The sequence below is a fragment of the Corynebacterium sp. HMSC034E11 genome, from assembly GCF_001835905.1.
GTDB lineage: Bacteria > Actinomycetota > Actinomycetes > Mycobacteriales > Mycobacteriaceae > Corynebacterium > Corynebacterium coyleae.
The window spans coordinates 13362-32495 of sequence record NZ_KV826403.1 but is presented as its reverse complement, the minus strand read 5'-3'; the positions used below and the strand labels follow the sequence as shown (position 1 = coordinate 32495).

At 60.5% G+C, this 19134-nt stretch carries 20 protein-coding genes and 1 tRNA gene; 7 read left to right on the top strand and 14 right to left on the bottom strand.

Features of this window, described 5'->3' with window-relative positions:
• The first annotated feature begins 8 nt into the window (after positions 1-8).
• Together HMPREF2690_RS07045 and HMPREF2690_RS07040 are read left to right on the top strand one after the other, a co-directional pair.
• Complete coding sequence (locus tag HMPREF2690_RS07045) at positions 9-872, top strand: 3-methyladenine DNA glycosylase (protein ID WP_070820505.1); 864 nt, start codon at positions 9-11, stop codon at positions 870-872.
• A gap of 51 nt (positions 873-923) precedes the next feature.
• Positions 924-2306, top strand: coding sequence for a vWA domain-containing protein (locus HMPREF2690_RS07040; protein WP_070820504.1), 1383 nt, complete (start codon positions 924-926; stop codon positions 2304-2306).
• 74 nt (positions 2307-2380) lie between these two features.
• On the opposite strand, the gene HMPREF2690_RS07035 is transcribed toward HMPREF2690_RS07040, so the two are convergent.
• The 5 genes from HMPREF2690_RS07035 to secA2 all read right to left on the bottom strand — a co-directional run bounded on the left by HMPREF2690_RS07035 (position 2381) and on the right by secA2 (position 7277).
• On the bottom strand, positions 2381-2956 hold the full coding sequence (locus HMPREF2690_RS07035) for a MerR family transcriptional regulator (RefSeq protein WP_070423253.1): 576 nt from the start codon (positions 2954-2956) through the stop codon (positions 2381-2383).
• Between the two features lie 128 nt (positions 2957-3084).
• Positions 3085-3666, bottom strand: coding sequence for a bifunctional nuclease domain-containing protein (locus HMPREF2690_RS07030; protein WP_070820503.1), 582 nt, complete (start codon positions 3664-3666; stop codon positions 3085-3087).
• Positions 3667-3671: 5 nt separating this feature from the next.
• Complete coding sequence (locus tag HMPREF2690_RS07025; protein ID WP_070423209.1) at positions 3672-4424, bottom strand: transcriptional regulator FtsR; 753 nt, start codon at positions 4422-4424, stop codon at positions 3672-3674.
• A gap of 52 nt (positions 4425-4476) precedes the next feature.
• Entirely contained in the window at positions 4477-4902 is a 426-nt protein-coding gene (gene odhI / locus HMPREF2690_RS07020) for an oxoglutarate dehydrogenase inhibitor Odhl (protein WP_070423210.1), read from the bottom strand.
• Positions 4903-4985: 83 nt separating this feature from the next.
• Positions 4986-7277, bottom strand: coding sequence for an accessory Sec system translocase SecA2 (secA2, locus tag HMPREF2690_RS07015; RefSeq protein WP_070820502.1), 2292 nt, complete (start codon positions 7275-7277; stop codon positions 4986-4988).
• A 116-nt stretch (positions 7278-7393) separates the two neighbouring features.
• Here secA2 and HMPREF2690_RS07010 point away from each other — a divergent pair, with 116 nt between their 5' ends.
• The 3 genes from HMPREF2690_RS07010 (at position 7394) to HMPREF2690_RS07000 (ending at position 9167) form a co-directional block, all read left to right on the top strand.
• Positions 7394-8620 carry a bifunctional alpha/beta hydrolase/OsmC family protein gene (locus tag HMPREF2690_RS07010; RefSeq protein WP_083320335.1) on the top strand — a complete coding sequence of 409 codons (1227 nt, stop codon included), beginning with the start codon at positions 7394-7396 and terminating at the stop codon, positions 8618-8620.
• A gap of 38 nt (positions 8621-8658) precedes the next feature.
• Positions 8659-9027: a YchJ family protein gene (locus HMPREF2690_RS07005; protein WP_246819519.1), complete on the top strand. Its 369-nt coding sequence runs from the start codon at positions 8659-8661 to the stop codon at positions 9025-9027.
• A gap of 66 nt (positions 9028-9093) precedes the next feature.
• Positions 9094-9167 (top strand) — tRNA-Pro (locus HMPREF2690_RS07000).
• Between the two features lie 91 nt (positions 9168-9258).
• Here the strand turns inward: HMPREF2690_RS07000 and HMPREF2690_RS11695 are convergent.
• Entirely contained in the window at positions 9259-10668 is a 1410-nt protein-coding gene (locus tag HMPREF2690_RS11695; RefSeq protein ID WP_083308957.1) for a zinc-ribbon domain-containing protein, read from the bottom strand.
• Between the two features lie 408 nt (positions 10669-11076).
• Positions 11077-11436 (bottom strand): VOC family protein, encoded by a 360-nt coding sequence (locus tag HMPREF2690_RS06990; RefSeq protein WP_070615134.1) that lies wholly within the window; start codon positions 11434-11436, stop codon positions 11077-11079.
• A 118-nt stretch (positions 11437-11554) separates the two neighbouring features.
• On the opposite strand from HMPREF2690_RS06990, the gene HMPREF2690_RS06985 reads away from it, so the two are divergent.
• The gene (locus tag HMPREF2690_RS06985) at positions 11555-11836 is read left to right on the top strand and encodes a helix-turn-helix domain-containing protein (protein WP_070615137.1); all 282 of its coding nucleotides are present in this window, start codon (positions 11555-11557) and stop codon (positions 11834-11836) included.
• Here the strand turns inward: HMPREF2690_RS06985 and HMPREF2690_RS06980 are convergent.
• The 3 genes from HMPREF2690_RS06980 to HMPREF2690_RS06970 form a co-directional block, all read right to left on the bottom strand.
• A complete protein-coding gene (locus HMPREF2690_RS06980) occupies positions 11833-12723 on the bottom strand; it encodes a 3-hydroxyacyl-CoA dehydrogenase (RefSeq protein WP_371326017.1) in 891 nt (296 codons plus the stop codon). The two genes, HMPREF2690_RS06985 and HMPREF2690_RS06980, sit on opposite strands and share 4 nt — an antisense overlap.
• A 46-nt stretch (positions 12724-12769) precedes the next feature.
• Positions 12770-13306, bottom strand: a complete 537-nt coding sequence (locus HMPREF2690_RS06975; RefSeq protein ID WP_070615189.1) for a gamma carbonic anhydrase family protein — start codon at positions 13304-13306, stop codon at positions 12770-12772.
• An 87-nt stretch (positions 13307-13393) separates the two neighbouring features.
• Positions 13394-14338 carry a CE1 family esterase gene (locus tag HMPREF2690_RS06970; RefSeq protein ID WP_083320334.1) on the bottom strand — a complete coding sequence of 315 codons (945 nt, stop codon included), beginning with the start codon at positions 14336-14338 and terminating at the stop codon, positions 13394-13396.
• 46 nt (positions 14339-14384) lie between these two features.
• On the opposite strand from HMPREF2690_RS06970, the gene HMPREF2690_RS06965 reads away from it, so the two are divergent.
• The gene (locus tag HMPREF2690_RS06965) at positions 14385-15167 is read left to right on the top strand and encodes a class I SAM-dependent methyltransferase (protein ID WP_070820500.1); all 783 of its coding nucleotides are present in this window, start codon (positions 14385-14387) and stop codon (positions 15165-15167) included.
• Positions 15168-15176: 9 nt separating this feature from the next.
• Here the strand turns inward: HMPREF2690_RS06965 and HMPREF2690_RS06960 are convergent, their stop codons facing one another.
• Genes HMPREF2690_RS06960 through HMPREF2690_RS06945 form a run of 4 tightly spaced genes read right to left on the bottom strand, consistent with a single transcriptional unit; the run spans position 15177 to position 19100 of the window.
• A complete protein-coding gene (locus HMPREF2690_RS06960) occupies positions 15177-15863 on the bottom strand; it encodes a CE1 family esterase (RefSeq protein ID WP_070451561.1) in 687 nt (228 codons plus the stop codon).
• Between the two features lie 8 nt (positions 15864-15871).
• Complete coding sequence (gene der, locus HMPREF2690_RS06955) at positions 15872-17470, bottom strand: ribosome biogenesis GTPase Der (protein ID WP_070816166.1); 1599 nt, start codon at positions 17468-17470, stop codon at positions 15872-15874.
• A complete protein-coding gene (gene cmk, locus HMPREF2690_RS06950) occupies positions 17467-18171 on the bottom strand; it encodes a (d)CMP kinase (protein ID WP_070484761.1) in 705 nt (234 codons plus the stop codon). Before cmk ends, der begins: the two co-directional genes overlap by 4 nt.
• Positions 18171-19100: a pseudouridine synthase gene (locus tag HMPREF2690_RS06945; RefSeq protein WP_070820499.1), complete on the bottom strand. Its 930-nt coding sequence runs from the start codon at positions 19098-19100 to the stop codon at positions 18171-18173. The genes cmk and HMPREF2690_RS06945 overlap by 1 nt, the downstream gene beginning before the upstream one ends.
• Positions 19101-19134: the final 34 nt, after the last annotated feature.

The window sequence follows — 19134 nt, the reverse complement described above, 5'->3', positions numbered from 1 at the left end:
GCGTGCGTATGACCACAACCCTGCAACCGGAGGAATATCTCGTACGTATACGCGAGCACGAGCAGCGTGCAGCTCCTTGGGCGGACGCCCGCGCGGCTCGGCGTGCGCATGGCGAGTACCACCCAGTATGGGACTTCCTCTTTGAGTACTACCCCGTTCGCCCGTCGCATTTGAAGCACTGGCATCCAGGGGTTGGGGTCGCTCTCGCGCAGGCTGCGGATACACCGCAAGCGTCTTGGCGCGACTACGTCACAGCACCTGACGGAACCGTGTCCTTGAATCTAGGCCTTTTCCTCCAGCATCGACGCAATGATGTGGAGATGGTTGGCCGGCTGCTGCGTGCCGTCGATACGCGTCCTGCTCACTTTGATTGCTTCGGCATGCACGAGTGGGCGATGGTGTATAAGACCGACCGTCCGCGTCACGATTTGCCACTTCGCCTTGGAGCAGAGGGCACCAACGACGTGGTTGAGTCTCACCACATCAAGTGCTCACATTATGACGCGTTTCGTTTCTTCACCCCTGCAGCGCGTCCGCTGAATCTGACTGTTCTTACTCGCGAGTCTCAGCCTGATCACGACCAAGCTGGCTGTGTACATGTCAGCATGGATCTGTACAAGTGGGCGTTGAAGTTAGGATCGCTGGTACCTGGCGAGCTTTTCCTGGATTGCTTTGAGCTTGCGGCACGGGCTCGGCGCTTGGATATGGAAGCGTCGCCATACGACTGCCGAGAGTTGGGCTTTGATGTTGTCGCGATAGAAACCGCTGAAGGTAAAGCGGAATACGTTGCGCGTCAACGGGCATTGACTCAAGCCGCTGCTCCACTGCGCGCCAGGCTTGTCGCGACCGTAGAAGCTGCGTTGGACAGCTAAGCTCGGAGCAGGTTTTCTCAATCGTTCGACGTTGAAGGGGCTACGACCACAATGGCTAGGCACGCAAGCGGTAAAAACAATCTCAGGCTAGCGGGTTGGCTTATCGCCCTGCTTGTCGCTCTCGCTGTAGCAGCAGTGCTTGCAGTGGTCTTGTGGCAGCGCGACGGCGCCGACTCGAGCGCTGCAGCTCCTGATTGCGTATCCGGTGATCTGGTTCTGCCGGTCGCCGCTTCCGATGAGAAAGTGGGCCGTGCACTTATCGACGACTACGCAGCCGCCAACCCCGTTGTCCGGGACTACTGCATCAAGCCGCAGTATGTTGACTCGATCAAGGAAGCAGCAGTCTATATCGCTCCGAATACCTCGATTACGCATACTGCGTTGAAGTCGGCTGAGCGCACTGCAGCGGTTGCTGATCCCCAAGCCGTCCATAGTGAACCTGTAGGTGTCGCTGGCACCGAACAGGTGAAGTTGGAGGACGTGAAGACCGAGTCTGTGCTATTCCCTGTTGAGGAAGAGCCTGAGGCTTCCGCGTTGGTGGCGGCAAAGGTCGCCGGCAACGACAATGATGCTGTGAAGGCTCTCACCGATCAGCGTCTGGGTAAGCTGGCGGACTTCGCAGGAGCAGACGGCAAGCTTGTGGCGACTGCGGAGGACAGTGTTCCGGAAGGTCTTTCATTTACCTCAGTCGGCGCAGACATTGTTTACGCGGCGATCCCGTTGAACCAGAACGACGCAGTAAACGAGGATCAAGCACGCGCTGGCCAGGACTTCGCACGTGCCGCAGCCGAGAAGTTCGATGGCTCCGAGAAAGATCAGCCGGTGATTTCGGATCTGGTCTGGGCTGCTGCCCTGCCTTCTGGTGGAGAGAAGCTCGGCGATCAAGCTGAGGCTACAAAGGTGATCGAGCCGGTCAACACGTTGTTCCTGCTTGACACCTCTGAGGCAATGGCACCGTTTATCGAGCCAGCCAAGGACGCGATTGGCAATACCGCGCTTGAACTTGGCGGTGCAGGGAAGGAAGTAGGTCTGTGGAACTACTCCTCACCGCTGACCCCTGGTGTGGTGAATGGTTTCCGCCAAAACATCTCCGTCTCCCCTGATGCGGAGTCGGTCAACGTGGCAGTGCGTCGCTTCCTCGTCGGCGGAGTCCCCCAGACTCGCGAAGCACTCCAGGCTGCGGCTGCTGCATACGGCAACGCAAATGCGCCAATGCGAATTGTGCTCGTTACCACCGGCACCGCTGATGCCGGAGATGACGCAGCATTTATTGACGGCTTCCGGCAGGCAGCGGGCAACAACCTGGACCTTACCGTGGTACGTGTCGGAGACGGCGATCCGGATGCGGCATTGGAGCAGATTGCCCAAAAACAGGTCGACGCTAAGACTGCAGAGAACATCGCGGATGCGGTGAAGCAGGCCGCAGGGTTCTGACGACTAACATCGGCAAGCAATAAAGGCCCGGGCTGGAGGGAGTACCCAGCCCGGGCCTTTGTTGTGTGGCCTGTTTAGGAAGTCTTGCGACGACGGCGATCAGCCAGCTCGTCGAAACCAATGACGTTTGGAGCGTCGATCTCTTCTTCGACACGCTCGGACGGGAACGCGGAGATGGTGCCGGTGAGTTCCTTCATAATCTGCGGCACCGCGATGCCGAACACGCCTTGGCCACCGCCAAGGAGGTCGATGATCTCTTCGTTGGAGCGGCACTCGTAGACGGTTACTCCGTCGGAGACCAGGGTGATTTCCGCAATGTCGGAGACACCGCGGTCACGCAGCTTGTCCACCGCGAGGCGAATGTTCTGCAGGGAAATGCCGGTGTCCAAAAGACCCTTGACGATCTTGAGTACCAAGATGTCCTTGAAGGAGTACAGACGCTGGGAACCAGAACCCTTTGCGCCACGGATCGACGGGCGAACCAGCCCAGTGCGTGCCCAGTAATCCAGCTGACGGTAGGTGATGCCTGCAACCTGGCATGCGATCGGTACGCGGTAGCCGACTTCGTCGGACGGACCGACGTCGAAAAGCGATTCCTGCACCGCAGCCGAGGTGGTCTCCTGCTCGCCTACCTGGTTGAGATCGTTGATACTCACGTAATTACTCCCATGAAAGTTATATGAGGGCCTGCTGACTATTAAATGCCAAGCATAGGACCTGGGTCAAGAGTTTCACGCGCAACACGCCGAACTCTCAACCTCAACTTTACACTGAGACTTTATTTCGCCTCGTCTGCCCCATCGTCCCCATCAGTATCAGGAGTATCACCGGTGTCGAGGTCATCCACACCAAGATTGCGCATGAGCTCTTCAAAATCAGCGTCAGCCTGGGCGTCGCCGCTTGCTGAAACAGATTCCTGCGGATCAATGACCTTGAGTTCAGCACCAAGAAAACGCTGCGCGTCTTCCGGCGAAAGGTAGATCGATGCCTGGCTTGCTACGAGGTCATCAACGCTGACTTCGTGGTCTAATTCAAGCGCAAGCAGAAGCGCGTCACTCGCCCGCAGGTCCAGTTCAGAGCCGTCCGCAAACGACACGGTTGCCATAAACATGCCCTCTAAGTACGAAGACAGCTCAATGGTTTCTACTGCTTTTCCGGTGTTGCGAATCAGATCCACAACGGCATCTATGGTGCGGGGGCGGATTGGCGACCACCCTGAAAGCCGGGCAGCCAATTCCCCACCCTCATGCGTTGGCACCCAGACAGGAATGCAGCGACCGTTAGAGGATCGCTGCAGCAATGCGCAAAGGTACTGCTCGGGACCGACGGGGTACACCCCGACCAGCTCGACTGCTTCCATGACGACTAGTTGCCGGACTGCTTGCGTAGTTCGTTCTTCACCAGCGAAGCGTGCAGCGAGACCACCAGCGCGGACATCTGCTGGCCAATCTCTTCTGCTTGCTGCTGTGCATTGACCTTGCCGGACTTTGCAACCGGTTCGGTGACCTGACCGATCATGTCAGCCTGACGAGCGGCAGCAGTACGCAGCGTCTTCAGATGACGCGAGTCCAAGCCGAACTCAGCCAGGGACATTGCGGTAGTGACAGTGCGAACATCGTCGACATTGAACAGGCCTGCCGCGTCTGGGGTGATGAGGCCGACCTTGATGTATTCCTCAACCGTGGACTGCGAAGCCTGAGCCTGTTCCGCAACATCCACGTCGGTCAGGCGCGTCGGTGCCGGGGCCCGGAAGTTCTCCGGAGAGATCATCGGCTCAGCATCGTTTGCAGTCAGAATTGCGGTGACCTGGCCGGAATCCATGGCCTCAAGCTGTTCGCGGATCACCTTCAGCGGGAGGTAGTTGTCACGTTGGGTGACCAGAATGTAGCGCAGACGCTCCACGTCCTGGTCAGTAAAACGGCGATAGCCCGACGCCGTGCGCTGCGGTGTGATCAGTCCCTCGGATTCGAGGAAACGGATCTTGGAGACGGTCACGTCCGGAAACTCAGTCCGCAAACGCTCAAGCACAACACCAATCGACATGGTCTTTGCCGGTTTGTTGGGCTTGGCTTGCTTCGCGGCCGTTTGTTGCGGTGCGGTCTTGCGGATTGCGCTCACGTGATCGTGCTCTTCTTCTCGTGGGACGTCGGGCTAAGGATGAACGGAAAGCTTAGGCTTCCGCGGTGATGAATACGAGTCGGAACTTGCCGATCTGGATTTCATCGCCATTGGTCAGCTGCTGCGTGTTTCGCGGCTCGCGGTTGACGTAGGTGCCGTTGAGCGATCCGACGTCGACAACCTCGTAGCCATCCTCGTTGGCACGGAACTCGGCGTGACGACGAGACACGGTCACGTCATCGAGGAAGATATCCGCCTCTGGGTGGCGGCCTGCCGTGGTCGACTCCTGGTCGAGCAGGAAGCGTGCACCAGCGTTCGGGCCACGCTTGACGACGAGCAGCGCCGCACCTTCGGGGAGGTTTTCGGTTCCTGCTGCGGAATCCACAGATGCCGCGGCACCAGATTCCATCTCCTTGAGCAGGTCTGCTCGGAATACCGAGGTGGTTTCGACCTGGTTCTGCGGCGTGTTGTCGCTCATGACTAACTCCTTGACTATCGAGTCGAGATTGAGAACTTCTGCAATAGTACCGCCCAAGTCGGGATTGGGTGGTGTTTAGTGACTTAACGGAAAATATTGCCGATGCCACTAATGACCGAATTGCCTGACCCGGCAAGCGGATTATCCGAAACCATGTAGGTCCATGTGGCGCTTGGTCGCTTCCATCCTGCATCAGCAAGATGCGCCCCGGATTCATCGATATCCACGGTGTTAAAGGTTTCTACCGCTTGGTCAACCGCACGGTTGGCGAGGTCTTTGAACTCGCGCACAGCAATGCGGTGGTACTCATCGATCGGGGTCTCGCGTGCGATAGCTCGAAGGTGAATAGATTCACGGACATCGTCCATCAGCGCGAGGTGTTCGGACCACTCTGCGTCGAGGTGGAACAGCATGATTTCGCGCGCTGCTTGGTCGAGAACCGGCTGCGGTAGTTGCGACAGTTCGGCGGCGCGCTGCGGGGAGCGCTCAGAGAGTTCTCGCCACGCGGTGTCAGTATCCAAAATGGTGGCGCGACGCTCGTCGAGAATGTCGCGGTGGTCTGCGAGAAGCTTGTTGTACTTCCACGTCTGGGAGTGGATCTCCAACAGTTGGCCTTCGGTGACGCGCTGGCAGTGCTCAACGAACTGCTGGGCTCGATTGCCGGTGAGGCGCCCATCCGGTTCAGGCTGCGCAGAGAAGGATTCGTCGGCACCTCCGGTGGTGATGATGTCGTCGTCAAGGGAGACGAAGAACAGGCTTAAGCCTGGATCGCCCTGGCGCCCTGCACGGCCGCGAAGCTGGTTGTCCAAACGCGCGGTACGGTGCCGCGCGGTGCCAATGACCGCAAGACCGCCGAGGGCGGCAACTTCGGCATGATCGTTTTCGTTCGCGCCGCCGAGACGGATGTCGGTGCCGCGACCGGCCATCTGGGTCGAGACGGTGACACGTCCGATGTCGCCGGCTTCTGCGATGATGCGTGCCTCTTCTGCATCGTTTTTCGCGTTGAGCACGTTGACGTCGATGCCACGCGCCTCGAGTGCTGCCGCGAGCGCTTCAGATTCGGCCACATCATGCGTACCCACGAGCACCGGCTGGCCAGTGTGGTGGATGTGCTCAATCTCGTCGACGATGGCCGCATTCTTATCCGCCATGGTGGCGTAGATCCGGTCTGCCTCGTCGAAACGCTTGAGCTCGTTGGCTCGGTCGATAACGGAGACGTGCAGGCCGTAGAAACTGCGCAGCTGGTCGGTCGCCTCGACGGCGGTGCCGGTCATGCCGCACACGAGCGGGTAGCGGCGCATGAGCGCCTGCAGCGTGATCGAGTCGAGGATGCGCCCGCCCTCGGACACGTCGAGGCCTTCCTTTGCCTCAACCGCAGCCTGCAGCCCATCTGGCCAGCGCTGGAGTTCTGCGACTCGGCCACGTGAGGCGTCGACAAGTGCGACCTTGCCATCCTCGACGATGTAGTGGACGTCGCGGATCAGCAGCGCCTTAGCGTGGAGTGCCAAGTTCACGCGGACCAGTGTGGTGCCGATGTTCTCGTCGGAATACAGCGAGTCGATGCCCAGCAACTGCTCGATCTTCTGTGCACCTTCGTCGGTAAGAAACGCGTTGCGCCCATCTGAATCGATGGTGTAGTCCTTGTCCTCCACCAGGTGCGCGACAGCCTCGGTGATCTGCCCGGTGGCCTGCTGGGCGCCTTCGGAGCCGGCGAGGACGAGTGGAACCAGGGCTTCGTCGACAAGCACACTGTCCGCCTCGTCGACGAGTGCAACATCCGCCGGCGCCTGCACCGTCTGGTCGCGGGAAGTGATCTGGTTGTCGCGCAGGTGATCGAAGCCGATCTCGGTCACTGGGGCGTAAATGACGTCACAGCGGTAGGCCGCGATGCGCTCTTCGCGTGTCGACGACTCCGTCACCGCAGCCACCGACAACCCAAAAAACTCCACGAGCGGGCGCATCCACTCCGCGTCACGGGCCGCAAGGTAGTTGTTCACGGTAATCAGGTGGACGCGCTTGCCCTGCAGTGCGAAACCCGTGGCAGCCATCGCGCCGACCAGGGTCTTGCCCTCGCCGGTGGCCATCTGGATCACGTCGCCTTCCAGTAGGCGAAGCACCGCTTGGTTCTGCACGTTAAACGGAGTCATGCCGAGCGTGCGTTGCGACGCAACGGACAACCCGGCAAGGAAACGAGACTTGTCCTTGACCTCCCCATCTGTGACGGCGGCGCGGACGGTTTCGGCGAGCGCGGTGTCGTCGAGAAGCGAAAGCTCCTCAATGAGCCCATGTGCGTCAGCGACGACAGCCTTGGACTTCTTATTGTTGCGCTCCGCCGTGGAGCCCATGGCTTTCCAGAACCAGTCGAATTTGCCCATAAGGCTTAAGGATAATGCGGTTTGACGCAACGTTCCGCTGAAGGGGTGCGCCAACGTGCGAAATTGATGGTGACACGATTACGCTGATGGTCATAATTAAGGAGGGAAGCCAAACCATGCTGTCGATGAACGTGAAAGTCCCCTCGTCAACGGGGAAAATGATGGCAGGCACCATCGACCGACCGGACGGGCCGGCCCAGGCATACGCGATCTTCGCGCACTGCTTCGCCGGGTCCCGCCACACGCCGGGCGCATCGCGCATTTCCAAGCGCCTGACCGAGCACGGCATTGCCACGCTTCGGTTCGACTTTCCGGGCCTCGGCCAGTCTGAAGGCGAATTCAAAGACACGTCGTTTTCGCAGAACGTCGACGACATCGTCGCCGCAGCGCAGTGGCTGGAGGAGAACTACAAGGCCCCGCAGCTGCTGATGGGCCACTCCCTCGGCGGCGCGGCTGCGCTGAAGGCAGCAACCCGCCCTGAGCTGAAGAAGATGCTCAAGGCGGTGGCCACTGTGGGCGCGCCGTTCGACCCCGCCCACTCGGTGCTGCACTACGCACATTCCATCGGCGACGCCGACATGCACGGCTCCGTCCCTGTCACCCTCGGCGGGCGCGAACTGATCATCTCGCGCGAATTCCTCGAAGACCTCGCAGAGACCAACCCAGAAGAATACCTGCCGAAGTTGCGCAAGCCGTTGCTCATCGTGCACTCGCCTATCGACGTCACCGTCGGTATCGACAACGCGCAGAATATTTTCACCAAGGCCCGCTACCCCAAGTCACTTATGACGCTGGACAAGGCAGACCACCTACTCACCCGCGAAGGCACTGCACAACGCGCTGCAGACATCATCGGGTCCTGGGCCGTGCAGTACCTCCAGCCACTATTCGTACCGGCAAAGACCACCGACGACAACGCGGTGTCCTACTCTGCCCGCGGCACGAAGTACGGCGACGTGGTGCGCACCTCTAACCGCGCCATCACCACGGACCGCTCGAAGAACACCGGAGGCAAGGGCCAGGGTGTCACCTCCACAGGCCTGTACATGTCTGCACTCGCCGTGTCCTGTTCTCAGGCAGTGCGCGAGGCAGCCAAAGGCATGTCGCTTGACGACGTCCGCGTGGAAGTCAACCACAACGGCGACGGCACCTTCACCCGCCTGATCACCCTCTACGGCGACCTGACCGACGACCAGGTGGAAACCTTGCGCACCGCCGGTGCCTCATCCACCGTGGACGGCTACGTGGCCAAGGGCGAGATCGAAACAACTGCGGAGACTGCCTCGCTTGAGCGCCGTCGTCGCCAGAACCAACTGCACCGCGCAGAACGGTTGGGCAAGTAATGGCTGACGCATCCGGGCTTTGGACTGACGTGCGGGGGTTGTGCCCTTGCGGGCAGGGCCTGCCGTACGAGGCGTGCTGCGGACGCTACATCGACGGTTCGTCCGCCGCGCCCACCGCTGAAGCGCTGATGCGCTCGCGATACACCGCCTACGTGCGCGGCGCGGGCGCCTATGTCGCGGAGACTTGGGCCGATGAGACCCGGCCCGCGGACTTGGCCGTGGATCCCTCCGGGGAGCCGTTTGCCCGGCTCCAGGTGCTCGATACCGCCGGCGGCGGACCTTTCGACGCCGAGGGCGTAGTCGAGTTCGCCGCCCACCACCCCGGCGGCGTGATGCGGGAACGCTCCCGCTTCGAGCGCCGCGCCGGGCGCTGGGTCTACGTCGACGGCGTGGCCGCTGACCCGTGACCTGCCGGTTTTGGGTCCGTGTGACAGTGCTGTAATATTTTCGCAGTTACCGTTTAGGTAGCGGATCGGGCTGTGGCGCAGTTTGGTAGCGCACCACACTGGGGGTGTGGGGGTCGCAGGTTCAAATCCTGTCAGTCCGACAAAGTCGAGCCAGTGATTGATTTTCAATCACTGGCTTTCGTCGTTTCCCCATTTCAGGGCGTGTTCCACGCTACTCATCTGAAGATGGTCTTAGGTTCTGGCGTAAGTCATCCAGCCGGGTACTGGGGCGCCTCTCAAGATCTTTCGGAGCTCCGCTTCGACCTCGCCCGGGCGCTCCAGCCAATCGCTTTCCCAGACAATGACTAGCCGGATGCTGTTGCTTTCGCACACAGTCTGTTTCCTCTCATGGCGGGTCCGAATCCGAGGATCCCGGGACTCGTCGTGCCAGTACTCGCCATTGAACTCGATCCCAAGCGCTAGTTCAGGGACGAAGATGTCCAATTCCATTCCAAGGGTGAACAGACTGGAGTCATTTTCCAGCACTTCGACACCGGGGGCGTGTTCAACGACGAATGCATAAACCTCTTTTTCTGCCAGCGACCAGGGTTTGCGACAGTACGGACAGTTTCTGCCGTCCCTTCGAGACTTAATCTGCGCTCGCCACTCGTGCCCTTCCTTGCAAATCCACCACGCCTTGGAATGGGATCCGGAAAGGATCCGATCCGGGGTGTTCTTGTTTTTGGGATGCCACTCGGCGGCAACTGCGGGTGCTACCGTGGCGAGATCATTAAATCCCATAAGCACACGGCGATTCGAGCAGTACGGGCATCCCCGCCCGTGGGTGCGGCTGTTGGGGAGCTGGGAGTACTCGTGCCCAAGCGGACACAACCACCAGTACTTAGTCATGCTGCCCTTGGAAACCTCACTTGGCTTCCTTTTGCCGTTTTTCGTCGGGTGCCACTCTGCGGCAATATCCGGATGCGTAGTCGCAAGATCGTTGTACCCTGCCAGAACAGCGTTGCCAGAGCAGTAGGGGCAACCATACCCCCTCAACCGATCGCCGCTTGTCGCCTGCCACTCGTGTCGTGGATCTGCATGGCACAGCCACCAAATACGGGTCTTTCCAGCCGGAGCGACCTCCGATGGAGCCAGCCCTACGTTCTTTGTAGGGTGCCATTCATCCACTAAGTGCGGGTGCACGGTCGCTAGGTCGTTGTACCCCGCTAGAACCCGCTGGTTCGAACAAAAAGGACACCCGTAACCGAATGCCCGGTCTTTAACGGTTGCCTCCCACTCGTGGCGCGGATCCTCGCTACAGACCCACCAGGCCCGGGAGTGGGAACGAGCTGTTACGTCCTCCGGAGTGGTCCCCTTGTTTTTCGTCGGGTGCCACTGTCTTGCCAGATCAGGATTTATGGTTGCAAGATCGTTGAATCCCACCAGCAACCGTTTCCTCCCCACCGGAGAGCAGTAGGGACACCCTGCCCCTCGGGCCCGGCTAGCCACGGTCGCCGCCCACTCGTGACCACAGGCCCCATTCCACCAGACCTTACGGCCCGATCCCGTGGTCACGTCCGCTGGTCCGAGATCCCCGTTCCGGAATTCATTCCACTGAGCAGCCAGCTCGGGTAGCGCGTCGCGTAGTACCGGGTTTGCCATGTTCTACAGATCCTAGCCTCGGGGTCGATTCGTTGTTTTGGGTCAACATCGAGATCCTCATCCATAACGCCACGAGTCCATCCGCAACAATGAGAACTACGAACTCCTCCATCGTGAATCCGATCCTTCTGGTGGCTTCAGGGATGCTCACCGTTTTCAACCGGTGAGACCTTCCCAGCGCTAGAACACGGTTTCGATAGGCCGCTCCTCCGGATGCGAATCATAGGAGGTTGCCTAGGCGCTCGCGAGGCAAACGTCTCAGTGCAAGGTGCGAATCAGGGTTAGAAACGAAACATAACGTCTCTGCCAGGCCTTTCTTCTTCTGTGGAATACCTCGGTTAATGGGGGCAGATCCTGCCAGTCGACAAAGTTCTTCTGGGGGTCGGTGGTTCTTCTTGCGCGGCGTTCCTAGTCGATAGGTGCGACTCGGATCTGGTTGTCGTCGGGGTCGGCGACGACAAACGTCGTTCCGAACACGTCCTGGTGCGGCTCTTTGATGACATGGACCCCCTTGTCAGACCAGGACTGGAACACGTCCATGACTTCTTCCCCGTTGACGTTGAGGCACACTTCGGTGGTGCGTGCCGGGGCGTCGGCAAGCGCCTCCGAGTTTCCGGTCCACAGTGCGAGGGCAACACCGTCCGCCAAAGCGAACGTCACGTAGCGGGGTGAAACAAAGTCAGTCTCCAGGTCCAGGAGGTCTGAGTAAAACTCGACCGATCTATCAATGTCGGTCACGTAAACGATGAAAACGATTTCGCGGTTCATGTGGGCACCCTCTTCTTTCAAATTGAATTGGAGTCTCCCATGGTACGCGTGCTGGCGCTCTAGCAACTTCCGCCCAACTACTCAAAAATGACAGAATATGGTTGTAAATGTGTCAAAAATGAGTAGCCGGAGAATCCCGCGCGCAGTCAAAGGCGGGCTAAGCGAGATCGGCGAAGCCTTGCAACGCTGGCGCCGCCTCAACCGGCTCACTATCGAACAGGCCGCGTACCGCGCCGACGTGAGCGTGTCTACGTTGCGCCGTTTGGAACAGGGACACGGCGCAACGTTGGAGAACTTTCTCCGGGTATGCCGTGCGTTTCAGCTACTCGACCGGGTGAAAGACGCTGTTGCTCCGATGGAGCACGGCCGCGGTCGCGCTTTGATTGAGCAGATGCTCTAAGAAACGATCTTGCCGTTCGCGTCGTAAGTGTAGAACCCCTGCCCAGCTTCCAGGCCGGTCCTACCTTCTGCGACCATCGGCTTCAGCGTCGTCTCAACGAAGTCCTTCTGCCACTGCGGGGCGTTGTCGTTGGACTCGATCACGGCGACCAGGGTGCGCACGCCAATAAGGTCCATGATCTCAATCGGCCCGCGCGGGGAGCCGGTGGAGTTGCACCAGTCACGGTCGATGTCGACGGGGTCAGCGATGTCGTGGTGCAGCAGGTACATGCCGGCACTGAGCAGCGGCACCAGCAGGGTGTTCAGCACGTAGCCGGGCTGCTCGCGCTTGAGCGGGACCGGCACCATGTTGATCTGCTCCGCAAACTCCACAAGCTGGTCCACATACTTCGGGTCGGTGCCCTCGTGAGGCATGATCTCGGCGGTGTTCTGAATCCAGATGTGGTTGGCAAAGTGCAGTGCCAAGAAGCGCTCCGGCGCACCCGTCGCGTCCGCGAACTTGCTCGGCATGAGCGTCGACGTGTTGGTGGCAAAGACGGTGGTCGCCGGGGCGTACTGCCCCACTTCGGCCCACACCTTGCGCTTGAGCTCGAGGTTCTCCGGGATCGCCTCGATGACCAGGTCCGCGTTCGCTAGTGCTTCCTTTAGGTCCGAGGTCTGGGTGAGGTTTTCGTGCGCCGCCGCGATGGTTTCGTCGTTAGCGGACTCGAGCTCCGCCTTCATTTGCTCACCGATGGCGTCGAAACGCTGTTTGCCGGCCGCGAGTGCTTCGTCGTTAATGTCGTAGGACAGTACCTTCTTGCCCGCGAACGCAGAGCAAAAAGCGATCTGCGCGCCCAGGACACCTGCACCAAGTACTGTTACGTTATTGAATGTCATGCCAGTCACGTTACTCCCGTTGATGTGACTTTCACAGCAGTTCTAGTGTGAAGTTTTACGCAAGCGACGCCCGGTCCACCGCCATGAGACCTGTCGCTGCCCGCCGGCCCAGCTCCACGTAATACGCCGCGTGCCTCAACCGCGCCTCAAAGGTGTCCGACTCGAGTGCGCGCTTGACCTTTGCCGGCACACCTGCTGCAAGAGAGAACTCCGGCAACTGCTGCCCCTCCAGTACCACTGCCCCGCCGGCAATGATGCTGCCCTTGCCGATGCACGACCGCGACAGCACCGTCGCATTCATCCCGATCAGGCAGCCTGGCTCGATATGGCAACCGTGGATCATCGCAAGGTGGCCAATCGTCACGTCCTCTTCCAGCACTGTCTCCCCATCCGTGTCCACGTGCACGACTGAGCCGTCCTGCACGTTCACACGTGCACCGATACGGATTGCCCCCACATCGCCACGGATGACCACGCCGGGCCAGATGTTGGCGTCCTCACCGATCTCTACGTCGCCGATAATCGTCGCCTCGTCAGAAATGTACGCCGATGGATGAATCTTGGGGGTTTTGCCCTCGAAGCTATAAATCATGCGTTCCAGTGTGCCGGAATTGCCCAACGCGTGGCGCTGAAACGTGCGTAACCGCGCCTGTTCGGGTGGTCGTCGTCAAGCAGTGCGCTACTGCTGCGTCGCCCGGCCGAGCCGGAAGAACTTCAGCATGGCGTCGGTGGCGAAGCCTTTCGGCACCGTCCCAGATGAGTCACCGGCGCCGCCTGGCCACACGTGGGGGCCATTTTCGATGCGGTAGTGGGCAAGTTCGGCGTCGCAACCTGTCCACGCCTCGCGGATAACGCCAGGGGCTACCTCAATGTCTTCGTGGCGGGCGTCGCAGTGGTTGCGCGACGCGGACTCGTGAAGCATTTCCTCCACCGAGTTGTATGCCGTGGCGTGGCGTTGCCCGCCGTTGTAGGCAATGACATTGTCGCCCGTGCCGTGCAAATCGACGTGCATCATCGGGATCTGGGAACAGCCTGCAGAAACGCGTTGATAATATGCGCCTGCAACCGTGGCAATGCCTGTGAATGCCTGTGGTCGTTGGCAACCCACAAACGCGGCGAAGCCCCCACCGTTCGAGAACCCCGCCGCAAAAATACGGGAGCGGTCAACTGAAAACTCACCTTCAATCTCAGCCAGGACGGCGTCGACGAACGCCAGGTCTTGCTGCCCGGAGGTTGAGGCGTATGGTGCAGGCGCCCAGGCGGAGTCTTTGCCGTCGAGGTACGCCACGATGGCGTCGGCAGCATCGAGCCCTGAGTTCTTCCGTATCCTTTCGGCGTCTTCCTTGTAGCCGTGGAACACGAAGATGACGGGCAGTCGGTCGCGCTGACGGGCACCCGCGGGCATGGAAACGATGTAGTCGCGCTTCAACCCACCCGCGGTGATGTTGCGATGATCAACCCCGGCTGGACCCCACGGTTCGACCTCTCGCACGTCGTCCGCAGCGGGCAGTGCTTTGGTTGTTACCCCGGGTTCCTTGACGCTTCCGTCCCCTCCGGAGCAGCCGGTGAGTACGAGCAGGACTGTGGACAACGCCGCCGCGGTGACGGTTGAAACTTTGCCCATTACGTCTGCTGCTCCGGATAAAACACGACAGGTAGATTAGTGCATCATGCCAATAAGCGGAACACAGCCAGGTCCGAGCAAGAAGTCGCAGCCGACCTTTCGTGACCGCGCTCACCAACACACCGCGGCGAGTGCGTTTGTGCGCGATGCGGATCGCTACCACGACGCGCGTCCGTCGTATCCTCGTGAGGTTGCCGAGTTGTTCGACGGCGCCGATGTCGTGTGCGACGTCGGCGCCGGCACTGGGAAATTAACGCAGTTGCTTATCGACGACCACCGCACCGTCTACGCCTGCGACCCCTCCCCCGACATGACACGCGTACTCCATCACCAGTTGCCGGAGGTGCCCGTGTGGCGGGCGACGGCGGAAGCGACGGGGCTCGCGGACAATGCCGTCGATGCGATCGCGTGCGCACAGACCTGGCACTGGGTAGACCCGGCAGAGGCCAGCGCTGAGACAGACCGCGTCATCCGCGATGGCGGTTGCCTTGTCCTGTGTTGGAATACGCTCGCGGTACATCACCCTTGGGTGCTGCGGCTCAGCCGCATCATGCACTCGGGTGATGTGCAGCGCGAAGGCTTCTACCCCACCGTGCACGCCCCGTGGCAACTCGAGCGCGAGGTTCGCACCGAGTGGGTGGACCAGATCCCGGTCGAGCACTGCTTCGAGCTCATGGCAACACGCTCGTACTGGCTGAAAGCCTCCAAGCGCACCCGAGCAAAGATGGAGGCGAATCTGACGTGGTACCTCTACGAGCGCCTCGGGTTCGATGAGGGACAAATCATCCCGCTGCCCTACCGCACGGACGCGTTTGTGTACCGGCGATAGAGCGGGCTGCTAAAACAAATCGGTCCGCTTCTCAATCCCGAAGAAGTCGAAGATCTCCTCGGTCACGTCGATGCCACGATGCGCAGCCCACGGTCCGGTAGGCCACTCGTGGCCCATGCCCTCCACTCGGTGGTGCAGGGTACGAGCCTTGTCGCTGTTGCGACGCTCAAACGCGGCAACCACTTCGGGAGCGCCGAGAATGCCGTCCTCAGCGGGGCTTCCGTATCCCGGCCGGACCTCGCCGTTATATGGCACTACGTCGTCGTGGGTGCCGTGGATGTTGAGGTAGTCCACCGGCTCGGCTGCCTCGATCTGCGCCTCGGTGCAGCGCACAGCCGCAGACACAGAGGCAACACCCGCGAAGGTATCGCTGAGCGTAGACAAGTAGACCGCGAGACCGCCACCATTGGAGAAACCAACGGCGTAAATGCGTTCGGGGTCGATGTCGAAGTGTTCGCTGGTTTGGGCGATGATGTCGTCGATACGCGCCTTGTCCTGCTCAATCGTGTTCAGCGCATACGGCGCAGGAGCCCACGCCAGACCGGCACCCGTCGGCGCAACGACCACTGCGTTGGCCTGCACGAGGCCGGTACCGCCGAGGAAGTTCCGCCCATTATCGCCACGACCGTGCAGCGCAACAATCAGGGGCAACGGCCCCTTCGGATCTGAGGGCGCGGAATAGACCGTCGAGTCCATAGTCCTGCCTACTTCTTTCCGCGACGCTCACGCACACGCACCGCGATGCGCACCGGAGTGCCGTGGTAGCCGAACTGCTCGCGGAACTTGCGCTCAAGGTAGCGGCGGTAACCGCCATCGAGGAAGCCCGTGGTGAACAGAATGATTGTCGGCGGGCGCGTCGTCGCCATGGTGGCAAAGAGCAGCTTGGGCAGACGGTTGTTCTTCATCGGAGGCGGGTTCGCGGCAATCGCCTCACGCAGCCAGTTGTTGAGCTGGCCGGTAGAGATGCGCTTGTCCCAGTTCTCCAGCGCTTCCTTCATCGCTGGCTCCAGGCGGTGCAGACCACGACCGGTGTCCGCGGAAATGTTGAGCTTGGTTACCCACTTCAACTGGCCCATGGTCAGGTCGAATTCGCGGTCGAACTCGTAACGACGATCCTCGTCCATCAGATCCCACTTGTTAAAGCAGATCACCATGGCCTTACCGGCTTCGAGCACCATCGAGATCACGCGCTGGTCCTGCTCGGAGATCTCCTGGGAGGCGTCGATGAGCACCACACACACTTCAGCGGCCTCGATCGTGCCGCGAGTGCGCAGTGATGCGTAGTACTCGTGGCCCTGGGCGTTCTTAACTTTCTTCCGCAGGCCGGCGGTATCGATGAACGTCCAAAGGTCCTCGTCCAACTGCACCAACTCGTCGACCGGGTCGACGGTGGTGCCGGCGACGTTGTCCACGACAGAGCGATTGGACTTGGTCAGCTTGTTCAGCAGGCTGGACTTGCCCACGTTCGGGCGGCCCACAAGTGCAACACGTCGCGGGCCCTGAGTGACCGACGCGGCAGCACGCGGAACCTCGGGGAAGTTGCGCAGGATCTCATCGAGCACGTCGGCACCGCCGCGGCCGTGCAGCGCAGAGACCGGCCACGGATCGCCAAGACCCAGCGAATAGAACTCGGCGACCTCGCCCCACTGACTGTCGGACTCAAACTTGTTTGCAACGAGGATGACAGGCACCTCAGCGCGCTGCAGGTTGCGGGCCATCACCATGTCTGTCTCGGTCACGGTGGTCTTTGCGTCGACAACCATGACGATGACGTCCGAGGTCTCCATGGCTGCCTCGGACTGGCGCGCGATCGAGGCGTGGATGCCCTTTGCGTCCGGGTCCCAGCCACCGGTGTCCTGCACCCAGAAACGACGTCCGTTCCACTCCGCCATGTAGCTCACACGGTCGCGGGTCACGCCGGGATGGTCCTCCACAACTGCTTCACGACGACCCAAGAACCGGTTTACCAGCGAAGACTTACCCACATTCGGGCGGCCTACGATAGACACCGTCGGCAACGCTTCCTTGACCACGTCCGGGCGGATGATGCCGTATTCGGCTTCGATTTCGGCCCATTCTTCGTCGGTGTAGTCGTCGGTCTCGTCGCCAGCATCGGTATCGTCGCCGAAGTCGGCCTCGCTGAACTCCGACTCATCGAAGTCCTCGAGGTCGTCGTAGTACTCAGCGTCGTCCGCATCGACCTCATAGGCTTCAAGGTCGTCGTAGCCAGAGGCATCGATGCCGGGTTGGATGAATTGAGTCTCCGGCTCGAGACCGTCTTCAATGTTCCTCTTGTCGCTCATCGTGCGCTCCTTTCCACCACGGCAGTCAGCGCAGCGAGCACCTCATCCGGGGTCATTTCAGACGTATCCACGATCTCGGCGTCGTCAGCGGGACGCAGCGGGCTGGTCTTGCGTGACGAGTCCGCCTCGTCGCGCCGCTTCACATCCGCCAACACTGCATCAAAGTCCACGTCACGGCCAGCGGCTACATCCTGATCGAAGCGACGCTTCGCACGTACTTCAGCGCTTGCCGTCATGTAGACCTTTGCCGGAGCATCCGGCAACACGACAGTGCCGATATCGCGGCCCTCCACGATCGCGCGGCCGGCCTCGCGGGCCAACTTGCGCTGCAGTTCCACAAGGTTCACGCGGACCTGCGGGATCGCAGAGACCGCAGAAACGTGCTGGGTGACTTCCGGTCCTCGGATCTCGCGGGCAACATCCTCACCTGCAAACAACACTGCGGTGGAATCCGGATCGTCGGATACCTCAAGCGGCAGATCAGCGGTCGCTTCGATCACCGCATCCGTATCAACCGGGTCGACACCAGCGCGCAAGACGGCCAGGGTGGCAACGCGGTACATCGCACCCGTATCCACATACTTCGCGTCGAGCTTCTTCGCTAACGCGCGACACATCGTAGATTTACCGGTGCCGGACGGGCCGTCCACTGCGAGAATCAGCCCGCCGTCAGCCAAGTTGGAAATCTTCTGGTCTGCCATTACATCCCCACCGCCTTGTACAGCGACGCAAGCTCGGAGGAATTGAGCGCACGCATCATGCCTGGCTTCATCTCGCCGAGCTGGACCGTGTGGAACTTGGTGCGAACCAGTCGTTGCACCGGGAAGCCAGCTTCCTTCAGCATGCGGCGCACAATGTGCTTACGGCCTTCGTGGAGCTCCACTCGGATGATCGACTGCCCATTGTGGACATCCACGATCTGAGCGTAGTCGGCCTTCGCGGGGCCGTCGTCAAGCTCAATGCCCTCCTTGAGCTGCTTGACCAGCGCATTGTTCGCCTCACCCAGGACAGTGGCCATGTAGGTCTTCGACACCTCGTACTTCGGGTGCATCAGACGATTCGCCAGTTCACCGTCGTTGGTCAACAGCAACAGGCCCTCCGTGTTGGCGTCGAGGCGTCCCACGTGGAACAGACGCTGACCCGCGGCGGTGCGCTCCGAAAGGTAGGAGCCGACCGAGGTGCGGTCAAGCTCATCCTTCATCGTCGAGTGCACGCCACGCGGCTTGTTAAACACGAAGTATTCGTGCTCCTCGTTGACGTTGATGCGCTCCCCGTCCACGCGAATGATGTCCACGTTCGGGTTAACACGCATGCCTTGCACGTTGACGATCTTGCCGTTGACCTCAATGCGGCCCTGGTCGATCATGGCCTCTGCGTGACGACGAGACGCCACACCTGCCTGCGCCAACACCTTCTGCAGACGGATCCCCTCAGTTTTGCGGGTCTTATCCTGCGGGTTGTCGTCCCACCAGTTGTCATCCAGCGGGTGGAGCTCATTCTTCGCGGCATTTGCGCGTCGCTTGTCCAAACGGACATTCTGCTTCTTTGCCGGCTTCGCGTACGAGATGTAGAACGTTTCGTCCTTCTCGGGCTTGTCCGGTGTGCCGTCTCGGCGAGCGGGAGGAGTCATGTTTCCTCAATTCCTTTTCAGTCGTATGCGGTTT